The 9943-nt window shown below is 67.1% G+C and carries 13 protein-coding genes; 4 read left to right on the top strand and 9 right to left on the bottom strand.

Features of this window, described 5'->3' with window-relative positions:
* The 7 genes from HOP12_15615 to HOP12_15585 all read right to left on the bottom strand — a co-directional run.
* A partial coding sequence (locus tag HOP12_15615) for a response regulator (GenBank protein NOT35572.1) occupies window positions 1-299 on the bottom strand: 299 nt, incomplete at its 3' end.
* Between the two features lies 1 nt (window position 300).
* Window positions 301-1383, bottom strand: a complete 1083-nt coding sequence (locus HOP12_15610) for a histidine kinase (GenBank protein ID NOT35571.1) — start codon at window positions 1381-1383, stop codon at window positions 301-303.
* A 3-nt stretch (window positions 1384-1386) separates the two neighbouring features.
* On the bottom strand, window positions 1387-2085 hold the full coding sequence (locus tag HOP12_15605) for a hypothetical protein (protein ID NOT35570.1): 699 nt from the start codon (window positions 2083-2085) through the stop codon (window positions 1387-1389).
* On the bottom strand, window positions 2078-2362 hold the full coding sequence (locus HOP12_15600; GenBank protein NOT35569.1) for a hypothetical protein: 285 nt from the start codon (window positions 2360-2362) through the stop codon (window positions 2078-2080). The genes HOP12_15605 and HOP12_15600 overlap by 8 nt, the downstream gene beginning before the upstream one ends.
* Window positions 2355-2723, bottom strand: a complete 369-nt coding sequence (locus HOP12_15595) for a hypothetical protein (GenBank protein ID NOT35568.1) — start codon at window positions 2721-2723, stop codon at window positions 2355-2357. Before HOP12_15595 ends, HOP12_15600 begins: the two co-directional genes overlap by 8 nt.
* 124 nt (window positions 2724-2847) lie before the next feature.
* Window positions 2848-3561, bottom strand: coding sequence for an SURF1 family protein (locus HOP12_15590; GenBank protein NOT35567.1), 714 nt, complete (start codon window positions 3559-3561; stop codon window positions 2848-2850).
* A 1-nt stretch (window position 3562) separates the two neighbouring features.
* The gene (locus tag HOP12_15585) at window positions 3563-3802 is read right to left on the bottom strand and encodes a CDGSH iron-sulfur domain-containing protein (GenBank protein ID NOT35566.1); all 240 of its coding nucleotides are present in this window, start codon (window positions 3800-3802) and stop codon (window positions 3563-3565) included.
* Window positions 3803-3953: 151 nt separating this feature from the next.
* Here HOP12_15585 and HOP12_15580 point away from each other — a divergent pair, with 151 nt between their 5' ends.
* Complete coding sequence (locus HOP12_15580) at window positions 3954-4259, top strand: hypothetical protein (protein ID NOT35565.1); 306 nt, start codon at window positions 3954-3956, stop codon at window positions 4257-4259.
* Window positions 4260-4262: 3 nt separating this feature from the next.
* Here the strand turns inward: HOP12_15580 and HOP12_15575 are convergent, their stop codons facing one another.
* Complete coding sequence (locus HOP12_15575; protein ID NOT35564.1) at window positions 4263-5033, bottom strand: hypothetical protein; 771 nt, start codon at window positions 5031-5033, stop codon at window positions 4263-4265.
* Between the two features lie 209 nt (window positions 5034-5242).
* Here HOP12_15575 and ettA point away from each other — a divergent pair, with 209 nt between their 5' ends.
* Window positions 5243-6934, top strand: coding sequence for an energy-dependent translational throttle protein EttA (gene ettA, locus HOP12_15570; GenBank protein NOT35563.1), 1692 nt, complete (start codon window positions 5243-5245; stop codon window positions 6932-6934).
* A gap of 12 nt (window positions 6935-6946) precedes the next feature.
* Window positions 6947-7435: a DUF4199 domain-containing protein gene (locus HOP12_15565; GenBank protein ID NOT35562.1), complete on the top strand. Its 489-nt coding sequence runs from the start codon at window positions 6947-6949 to the stop codon at window positions 7433-7435.
* A gap of 403 nt (window positions 7436-7838) precedes the next feature.
* Here HOP12_15565 and HOP12_15560 read toward each other — a convergent pair whose 3' ends face one another.
* Window positions 7839-9200, bottom strand: coding sequence for a M20/M25/M40 family metallo-hydrolase (locus tag HOP12_15560; GenBank protein NOT35561.1), 1362 nt, complete (start codon window positions 9198-9200; stop codon window positions 7839-7841).
* Between the two features lie 128 nt (window positions 9201-9328).
* On the opposite strand from HOP12_15560, the gene HOP12_15555 reads away from it, so the two are divergent.
* Window positions 9329-9943: hypothetical protein (locus HOP12_15555; protein NOT35560.1), on the top strand; the 615-nt coding region annotated here is incomplete at its 3' end.

Below are 9943 nucleotides of genomic sequence, written 5' to 3'. Positions count from 1 at the left end.
GGCTTGAGCAGGTAGTCGACCGCGTGGACCTCGAAGGCCTTGAGCGCGAATTCGTCGTAAGCGGTGCAGAAGATCACCACCGGGGACGGCTGGAGCAACTCGAGCACTTCGAAGCCGTCGAGCTTCGGCATCTGGACGTCGAGGAACACCAGATCGGGAGTGTGCTCGGCGATCGCCTTGACCGCCTCGAAGCCGTTCGCGCACTCGGCGACGATCGTGACCTCGGCGTGGGCGCCCAGGTACTCGCGCAGCAGCGAACGCGCCGGCGCTTCGTCGTCGACGATTGCGACCCGCAGCATTTCAGGGGTTGGCATGTCGGGTCTCCATGACTTCGCGGGCCGGCACCGCCAGCGTGACTCGGAATGTCGAACCGTTCGAACTGACGTCGAGCCGGGCGTGGCGACCCGAGAACACGCCGAGCCGCTGTCGCACGTTCTCGAGCCCCACCCCGGTGCCCCGGCGTGGTGGCGCATCCGGGTCGCGATCGTTCTCGACCGTGACGCGCAACATGTCGCCCTCGCGACGCGCCTCCACCCGCACCCGCCCGCCTTCGATTCGGTCCGCGACCCCGTGCTTGATCGCGTTCTCGACCAGTGGCTGCAGGAGCAGCGGTGGCACCAGGCAGCGTTCGGCAGCCGCGTCGCTGAAGCGTTCGAGCCGCAGGCGATCGCCGAACCGCACGTGCTCGATCTCGAGGTAGCGCTCGATCAGCGCCAGCTCGTCACCGAGCGGGACCGCCTCGCGCGAGCCGAGCGCGAGTGTACGGCGCAGGAAATCGCCGAGGCTCTCGCACATGCGACGCGCGTCCTCGGGGGCCGATCCGATCAGCGAATTGATGGAGTTGAGACTGTTGAACAGGAAGTGCGGATTGAGCTGCGCCCGCAGGGCGCGCACTTCGGCCTCGCGCGCGGCGACCTGTGCCGCGAGCGCACGGCGCTCCGATTCGCGCGACGACTCGATCGCGAGCCACAGGTAGTGCGCCCCCATCGAAGCCAGGTACAGCGGCACGGTGGGAATCAGCCACAGCGGGATGGTGCTCAACAGATCGCCGGAGGTCAGCTCGAGTCCGAAGTTGCTCGACACGAACACCGCCCAGCCGGTCCCGGCGCCGATCATCACCGCACTCGACTCGAGCGCGCCCGCGATCGTCTTCCAGATGATCTTCCAGGCCGGCGTGGCGCCGAGCGGCGCCGATCGGCACACCCACCACGCCGCCAAGCTCACGACGCCGAGCAGCATCGAGAGCGGGATCGCATAGAGCGCCGCCGCCGCGAACGGCATCGGCTGGATCCGCCAGCACGCGTAGGCCAGCAGCACCCCGACCAGAACGCACAGGGCGAGGAACCACAACACGCGCGAGCGGCGAAACAGAATCGGATGCATGACTCAGTTCTTCAGCTCGATGCCGCCCATCAGCACGAACCCGCGCAGGATCAGCGTCGGCCCGGACTCCGCGGACGCGACCTTCCGCGTGTCCTCGTAGCCGCCCATGATGGCGTTGACCTCGTGTACCACCTTCCAGTCGGTCGGGACCGTGACCGTCACGCCGCCCATCCACACGAACATATCGAGCACCGCGCCGTTCGGAATCGGTTCGCAACCCCGCAGGTCGATCTCCGAGCCGCCCATGATCGCGGTCACGTCGCCACCGCGGAACGCTCGCGACGTCGGCTTGCGGTCGATGCCGCTCCAGAACGCGAACACCGAGAGGCCGTCGCTCGCGTCGTCCGAAATCGGCCCTTCGGCACGCCGGCGGTAGCTCTGCAGCACCACCGAGATTCCGATCGCGACCAGTGCGAGCGGCCACATCTCCCAGATGCGCACGTGGAAGAAATCGAGCTGCCCCGCCAGCAACACGGTGCCGAAGAAGATGAACATGCCGCCGGCGATCGGCGTGCGCGGCGCGCCGACTCCGAAGAAGCGCGACAATCCGAACAGGATCAGCGCCGCCGGCCACCAGCGCACGTAAGTGTCGGCGTCGATCAGCCCGAGGTTGTCGAGCGTCCACAGCAGGCCGAGTGTGATCGCGACGAACGCGAACACCAGCCGGCCGTTCAATCCCGAAACCTGCTTCGCGTCACTCATGATGGACCTCCACCAGCGGAGCGCCCGCACGCAATGAGGCGACGGCTCCGAGCACCAGGGTCACCGCGCACAATCCCGACGGTACCAGCCACGCGAACGGCGCCAGCCGCAGCGCGGTGCGCGTCATCACTCCGATCGACTCCGCGATCACGTCGGGACGCGAAGCCGACAGCGTGATCAACAGCACCGTGTTCTGAATCACCAGCCACAGCGTGCAGGCCCCCAGCACGGCCCACCACACGCGCCGATTGATGCGGCGACGACGTGCCTCAGTCATTGGAAGTCTCACTTTCCGGGCGCTTGCGCATCAGCATCGCCTCGATGAGGGCGCCGATTCCGTAGATGACCAGCAGCAGCGGCCACGAGGAGTGGTAGGACATCCCCCACCAATCCAACATGTTCGCGAAGAACCACATTCCGAACAGCACCAGCGTGACCCCCGAACCGATGTCCTTGGGCTGCTTGGGTGTGGCGATCTGGATCAGCCCCGGGATCACCAACGCCAGCGGCCACAGGTTCCACAGCGCCGGCAGGTGAAACACGTCGTAGCGGTCGAGCATGAACACCGTCCCGATCGCGATCAGGAACAGTCCCCACCACAACTCGCGGGCGGGATTCGGCTCGGCTCGATGCTTCATGCGTTCCCTCCTCGGTTGGCCACTCGTTCGGCTCCACGGAGGACGTTACGGCGCTTCGCGATGCGGTTCCGCGCCTCAATCGGTGGACGGCGGTCGGTGAACGGTGAACGGTGGTAGACGGCGGTCATCGAGCACGCCGCGGCAGGCCGGCGAGAAAGAACGAGCCGGTCAGGACGATCGCGGCGAAGGCGAACCACTGAATGGCATAGCTCATGTGAATGCCCGGATCCGGAAGGGGTGGGCCGTCGCGCGCGGGCAGTGGAATCAGCGAATCCGCCGACTCGGTCAGGAGCAGGCGGGACATCGAAGTGCCGCGATGCGCGGCGATCGAATCGAGGTCGAGCTGTCGCGCCTGCCACACCTGCATCGCGTCGGTGCGCTCGAGGCGACGCAGCGGCAGCGCCCGGTGGCGCGGTGCCGAATCCGCGAAGCCACGCAACCGACGCAATCCCGGCTCCGCGTATTCCCCCGGGTCGGCGCTCGCCGCGTCCTCGGTCGGGATCCAGCCGCGATCGACGAGGATCTCGCGGCTGCCGACGCGAAACGGGGTCAGCAGCCGCACGCCCGGCACCTCGTTTCGCAGTCGCCCGGTCAGAATGACGTGCCAGTCGCCGTCGAACTCGCCGAGCAGCTCCACCACTCGACCCTGGAGCGCGCGATCGGGTGGCAGCGAATCACCCAGCGACAGCGCCGCGCCTGCGAGTGAGCGCTGAAGCGCGGCGCGCGCGATCGACTTCTCGCTCCAGCGTGACAGCTGCCAGACCCCGAGCCACACGCAACCGGAGGCGACGACGAGCGCGGCGGCGACGATCGGAAGCGCCCGGGACGCGCTCGCCACCTCAGACGGCCGGCTTGGGTGCCGGAGGCGGCAGGTCGCGAACGATCGGAACCGACTCGAAGCCGCACCGCTTGTGGGCACCATCGCAGAACGGCTTGTCGGCCGACTGGCCGCAACGGCACAGCGACACCCGGGTACGGCCGGCGAGACCGTAGACCTGCCCGTCCTGATCGGCGATTTCGAAGTCCCCTTCGATGCGGAGCGAGCCGTTGTTCATCACGGTGACACGAGTGGTCGGCATTCGAGTCCTTTGGCACGGGGCGAGGAGATGCGGCGACGAGCCCGCAATCTACTCTGCCGGGCCCCGACTCGAAACTCGCCGTGCCACTGCTCCGTAACAACGCCACGCGCGGAGCTCCGATCCGGACCGCCCCCGCGCGAGGAGGCTCATCGTGCTCGAATTGCTGGTGTTCGCAGCCGCACTGTTCGCGATCGTGCTGGTGATCGGGGTGCTGGGAACGATTCTCGGCGCCGTGCTGTGGCTCGTATTCCTGCCGTTTCAGCTGCTCGGCTGGGCATTCGAGCTGGCGGGCTGGGTGCTGGCGGCGCCGTTCGTGTTCCTGGCAGCGCTCATCGCCCTGGTCGTGTTGACCGGTGTGCTGTTCGCGTTCGCGCTGCCGCTGCTGCCGTTCCTGGCCGTCGGCCTGTTCGTGCTGTGGCTGGCGCGACGGGGTCGCGCAACGCCGCGAACCGCCTAGGGGTTAGGCGGTCGCGGTGACCGGAAGCGACTGAGGGGCGCCGTCGAGTTCGTGACCGGCGGCGGACACCCCGCGACTCGGACCGAACGCCATCTCCCACGCACCACGCACTCGCGCACGCAGGTCGACGTTGAACACTTCGCGGCGGCGCTGCACGGTCAGGTCGAATCGCTCGAGCGATTCGAAGCCACCGCGCTCGAGCAGGTGCGACGCCTGCTCGGCGGCCTCCGCGTCGGGCCGACCGGACATCACGGGGCGCAGCTGTTTCATCAGCGCATCGAGGTCCGCGAGCTCCTGTTCGCTCAGATCGCCCTCGACCGACACGGAGACGTCACGGGCCAGCGAGAACTCCCGGAACCGAAGCTTCGCGCTCGTCTCGCCGTCAGGACCGCTCGAACGCACGGCGAGGCGGCCGTAAGTGACCTGCTTCTCCTCGTGCATCGTGAGCGTGACGACATCGCCCTCGTCGGTGACCACGCGCAGTGAGGCGTCGGTGGTGCGACTCACGGTCCTGGCGCGCAGGTGGACGCGGGTTTCCGAGGGGGTCGTTTCTTCCCCATCCGGGGGAGCGACAACGATCGGGTCGTCGACGACGGTCGGCGCGCAGCGCGGTGCGCAGCCGCCGCGCGTCGAAACCTCACCGGTTCCCAGAGGCGCCGCCGCGGCGGGAGTCGCGGGAACCGGTGAGGACGGCTTCCGGAACAGCGTCATGGCCGAGAATCGGTAGCGCGAGTTCAGACTTTCAAACAGCGCACTGGTGTCCGCGAGACGCATGGAGGACCTCCCTGTTCACGGGCGACGGGTTCGACTGTGAGTCTCGGCGCCGGAACCCGGGAGTTGAGGCTCGGTGGTCGAATGCGAGGCCGGCATCGGAATTCAGGCCCCGCCGCTTGCGCGTGCGGACCCCTTCGCGCATCCTCCGCGGCTTCAAATCCACCGACTCCAACATGCGCCCTCCACGGCGCTTTCCGACGGGATGATCCATGGCTGTCGACACCTCGAAATCATTCATTTACGTCATGAAGGACCTGCGAAAGGTCGTGCCTCCCAAGCGCGAGATTCTCAAGGGCATCTGGCTCTCGTTCTATTACGGCGCCAAGATCGGCGTCCTGGGATTGAACGGCGCCGGCAAGAGCTCGCTGCTCAGGATCATGGCCGGCCTCGACCCCGATTTCATCGGCGAAGCGTTCCTCGGCAAGGGCTACTCGGTCGGCTTTCTGCAGCAGGAGCCGCAGCTCGATCCGAACAAGACGGTGCTCGAGAACGTTCAGGACGGAGTCGCGGACAAGATGAAGGTGGTGAATCGCTGGAACGAGATCAGCGCTCGATTCGCCGAGCCGATGAGCGACGACGAGATGGAGAAGCTGCTCGCCGACCAGGCGAAGGTGCAGGATCAGATGGACGCGATGAATCTCTGGGATCTGGACCGCCAGCTCGAGATCGCGATGGACGCCCTGCGCTGTCCGCCGCCCGACGCCGAAGTCACGCGCCTGTCCGGCGGTGAGAAGCGTCGCGTCGCGCTGTGCCGGTTGCTGCTGTCGCGCCCCGATCTGCTGCTGCTCGACGAGCCGACCAACCATCTCGACGCGGAATCGGTCGCATGGCTCGAGCGCTTCCTCAAGGAGTATTCGGGCACCATCGTGGCGGTGACGCACGATCGCTACTTCCTCGACAACGTGGCGGGCTGGATCCTCGAGCTGGATCGCGGCGCCGGCATTCCGTGGGAAGGAAACTACTCGAGCTGGCTCGATCAGAAGCGCACGCGGCTCGCGGCCGAGGAGAAGCAGGAATCCGCGCGGCAGAAGACGCTCGAGCGCGAACTCGAATGGGTACGACTCGCTCCGCGTGCGCGTCAGGCCAAGAGCAAGGCGCGACTCGCCGCCTACGAAAGGATGCTGAACGAGGACGGGCGCGAGAAGCTTGACGGCGTCGAGATCTACATTCCGCCGGGACCGCGACTCGGAAACGTGGTGATCGAAGCGCAGAGCCTGCGAAAGGGTTACGGCGACAATCTGCTGATCGAGGATCTCTCCTTCAAGCTGCCGCCTGCGGGCATCGTCGGCGTGATCGGTCCGAACGGAGCCGGCAAGACCACGCTGTTCCGCATGCTGGTCGGCGACGAGCAGCCGGATGCGGGTGCGCTCAAGATCGGCGAGACCGTGAAGGTCTCGTACGTCGATCAGTCGCGCGAATCGCTCGACGGCAGCAAGACGGTGTGGGAGGAACTCTCGGGCGGCCGCGATCTGCTGTTGCTCGGGAAGCGCGAGGTCAACTCACGCGCCTACTGCGCATGGTTCAACTTCCGCGGCTCGGATCAGCAGAAGATGGTGAAGGACCTCTCGGGCGGCGAGCGGAACCGCCTCCACCTGGCCAAGCTGCTGCAGAGCGGCGGCAACCTGCTGCTGCTCGACGAGCCGACCAACGACCTCGATATCGACACGCTGAGAGCACTCGAGGACGCGCTGCTCGACTTCGCGGGCTGCGCGGTCGTCATCTCGCACGATCGCTGGTTTCTCGATCGCATCGCCACCCATATCCTGGCGTTCGAGGGTGATTCTCAGGTGGTGTTCTTCGAAGGGAACTACCAGGACTACGAACAGAATCGTCACGACCGTTTTGGCACCGATGCGGATCAGCCGCATCGCATCAAGTACAAGAGGCTCGTGCATTCCTAGGGGAGGCCTGCGATGAAGAATCCTGCGGTGAAATGGGGTTTGATCCTCGGCGGTCTGGGCACGGCGTGGGCGGTGGTGATGATGTCCACCGGCTGGTCGACCGATCCGGTGATGGCGAATCTCGCGTGGGTCAATCTGCTCTTCACGATCATCGTGATGATTTCGGCGATGCGCGAAACCGCGGCGCAGGGCAAGAGCTACGGCGGACAGGTCGGCACCGGCTTCGTGGTGGCGCTGGTGTCCGGACTGGTCGGTGCGATCGCGTCCTACATCCTGACCGCGTTCGTGTTCCCGAACTTCCTGTCCGAGGTCCTGGCGATGCAGGAAGAGGCGATGCGCGCCAAGGGCACGCTCGAAGAGGCGCAGATCCAGCAGGCGATGGAAGGCATGGCGTTCATGTTCACCCCGCCCGTGAACGCGGCGGTGGGATTCATCTTCTCGGTCTGCATCGGCACGCTGATCGCGCTTCCGATCGCGGCGTTCGTGCGCGCAAAGAAGTAGCGTCGCTTGTTCGAGGCTCGCGGTAGCATCACGAGCGCTGCGATGCCGACCAGCGGCAGATTCGGATGGTCCGGCAACGCGAAGCCGGTGAAAAGACTGGTGAGCCACATCGAGACGAGCAGTAGGCAGACGATCCATCGCATCGGAACACCTCCCTGGCTCGCGAGCGGGCGGCCGGTCTCGGACCGACCCTTGCGAGTCTGGGGTCCGAGATCGCATCGCTCATGCCACTCCCGCCCGGAAGTTTCCAACTGACGGTCCTGCAGCCCGCTCGGGGGCCGCGGGGGCGCTCATCGGAGGGGCCGGGAACCGGGCAACCGGGGGATCCGGCGGCCAGGAACTACCCGGCCGGTTGACGCACACCGTCATCCATCGGCGCCCCCGTGTTCGAGCCAGCGCGCGCCTACTGAGAGCCGAACGCCGCGATCAGGCGCACCATATGGCGCGCATGCTTGAGGTACAGGTCGAGGCGAATGTTCTCGTTCGGAGCGTGCGCCCGGGTGTCTGGGTAGCCGAGTCCTGCCGTGGCGACCGGCAGGCCGAGGTCGTGCACGAACACGTGATTGGGCCCCGACCCGCCGATCATCGGCACGATCTGCATGGGCATGCCGTAGACCGGGGCCGCGGTCGAGACCACCAGACGCACGAACGGGTGCTCGGGATCGGTGCGGGCCGGCGCCTCTCCGCCCAGGAACTCGATCTTCACGTCGCCGAAGCCTTCGGCGTCGAGGTGCTTGCGCAAGCATTCGAGCACGCGCGCCGGGGTCTGCTCGGGCACCAGGCGAAAGTCGACCTTGGCACTCGCGCGCGCCGGCAGCACGGTCTTGGAGCCCGGACCCTGATAGCCCGAAGTGAGGCCGCAGATCGTGCAGGTCGGCTGGAACACTTCGGCCACGCGCAGATCGGTGCCACCGGTCAGTCCGTGCAGGAATGACGTCACCCCGAAGCGACGTCGGTACTCGTCGGCGACCTCGGGCAATGCCTGCATCGAGACGAGGTCCTGCGGCGTCGGCTGTCGCACGTCATCGTGGAATCCCGGAATGCGAATGCGCTCGTCGACGTCCTTGAGGCTCGCGAGCGCCCAGGTCAGACGCCACGCTGCGTTCGCGAGGATCGAGCCGCCCACGCCGGAGTGCACGTCGATGGCCGCGGTCGCGACCGAAAGCTCGACGTAGCAGATGCCGCGCAGTCCGCAGTACTGCATGGGGACCTCGCGGTGGTCGACCGAGCCGAACTCCCACACGCACGCATCGGCGGCCAGCAATTCGCGATGCGAACGCACGAAGCCGGGCAAGTTCGGACTGCTGACTTCCTCCTCACCCTCGACGATGAACGTGATGCCGCACGGCAGCTCGCCGCCGGCCGCCAGCAGCGCGTCGAGCGCCAGCAGGCGCGCGGTCAGGTGGCCCTTGTCGTCGCTGATGCCCCGGCCGAAGGCGAACTGCCCGCGGCGCGTGAGCGTGAAGGGCGGCGACTCCCACAGCTCGAGCGGTTCGGCCGGCTGCACGTCGTAGTGGTTGTAGAACAGCAGCCGGCGCGCGGTGCGGCCGTCGCGACGAGCGACAACGATCGGAGCTCCGGACGTGGCGTGGATCTCGGCCTCGAAGCCACGCTGTCGGAACATTCCGGCGACCTGCCCGGCACACGGTTCGAGTCCGAGCTTCTGGGCGGCGACGCTCGGCTGCGCCACCAGCCGCGCCAGCTCCTCGAGACTTCTTTCCATACCACTCTCGAGTTCGGCATCCACGCGGGCGAAATCGGTCATTCCAGCGTCCTTGCAAGGGGAGGTCGGCAGGCGAGTCGCGAAGTCTCGGGCACCGCACAGCGATGGTCAACCGCCGGCGTTTCATGTCGACATGCGAACGCGCGGCACGAGGCCCTAGACTGCGCGCCATGTCGAAACGCTTCGACCCGCACGCCTATCGCGAGCCGCGTCCGGCCGCGACCCTGATCCGCATGCTCGAACCCGTCGGCCGGTTCGCGCTTCGAAACGGTCTGCGCGTCCGCGCGGTGGATCTGCCGGCCGCCGATCGGGCTCGGCTCGTCGCCGCCGTCCACCCGGGGACCGCGGCATTCCTGGCGCCACTGCACCCCGAGTTCCTCACCGACTGGCTGATCGACAAGGAGATCGCGGCGCGCGTCTCGCCGCTGATGGCGCACTGGGCGTCGTACGAGATCGTCAACGGCCACCCGCTCTCCCAGCGATTCTGGCTCGCGAACAATCTGATCGCGAACGTGCCGGGCGGCGAAGGTCGCGAATACTCGATTCGCTGGGCCCTCGCCGGCCACGGCGTGCTGCTTCATCCGGAGGGCACCGCCACCTGGCACGGGCACTTCGTGGGCGAGGTGTTGCCGGGAGCGGTTTCGATGGCGCTCGAAACCGCACGGCGCGCGCGCGCCGCCGGCGATGCGCGCCCGGTCTTCGTGGTGCCGCTGGTGTGGGCGCTGATCTTCAAGCGCCGCGCGACCGCAGGCCTCGAGCGTGAGTCGAGCCACCTCGAGCGCGCG

Source organism: Candidatus Eisenbacteria bacterium, assembly GCA_013140805.1.
Classification (GTDB): Bacteria; Eisenbacteria; RBG-16-71-46; order RBG-16-71-46; family RBG-16-71-46; genus JABFRW01.
The sequence above is the reverse complement of the archived record's forward strand: the minus strand, read 5'-3'. Positions and strand labels throughout refer to the sequence as shown.

Bases quoted from the DNA above. Each gene is read 5' to 3' on its own strand.
- HOP12_15565 (NOT35562.1), top strand. From the start codon at position 6,947: ATGAAGAATCCTGCGGTGAAATGGGGTTTGATCCTCGGCGGTCTGGGC.
- HOP12_15600 (NOT35569.1), bottom strand. From the start codon at position 2,362: ATGACTGAGGCACGTCGTCGCCGCATCAATCGGCGCGTGTGGTGGGCC.
- HOP12_15575 (NOT35564.1), bottom strand. From the start codon at position 5,033: ATGCGTCTCGCGGACACCAGTGCGCTGTTTGAAAGTCTGAACTCGCGC.
- HOP12_15610 (NOT35571.1), bottom strand. From the start codon at position 1,383: ATGCATCCGATTCTGTTTCGCCGCTCGCGCGTGTTGTGGTTCCTCGCC.
- HOP12_15595 (NOT35568.1), bottom strand. From the start codon at position 2,723: ATGAAGCATCGAGCCGAGCCGAATCCCGCCCGCGAGTTGTGGTGGGGA.
- HOP12_15605 (NOT35570.1), bottom strand. From the start codon at position 2,085: ATGAGTGACGCGAAGCAGGTTTCGGGATTGAACGGCCGGCTGGTGTTC.
- ettA (NOT35563.1), top strand. From the start codon at position 5,243: ATGGCTGTCGACACCTCGAAATCATTCATTTACGTCATGAAGGACCTG.
- HOP12_15560 (NOT35561.1), bottom strand. From the start codon at position 9,200: ATGACCGATTTCGCCCGCGTGGATGCCGAACTCGAGAGTGGTATGGAA.
- HOP12_15585 (NOT35566.1), bottom strand. From the start codon at position 3,802: ATGCCGACCACTCGTGTCACCGTGATGAACAACGGCTCGCTCCGCATC.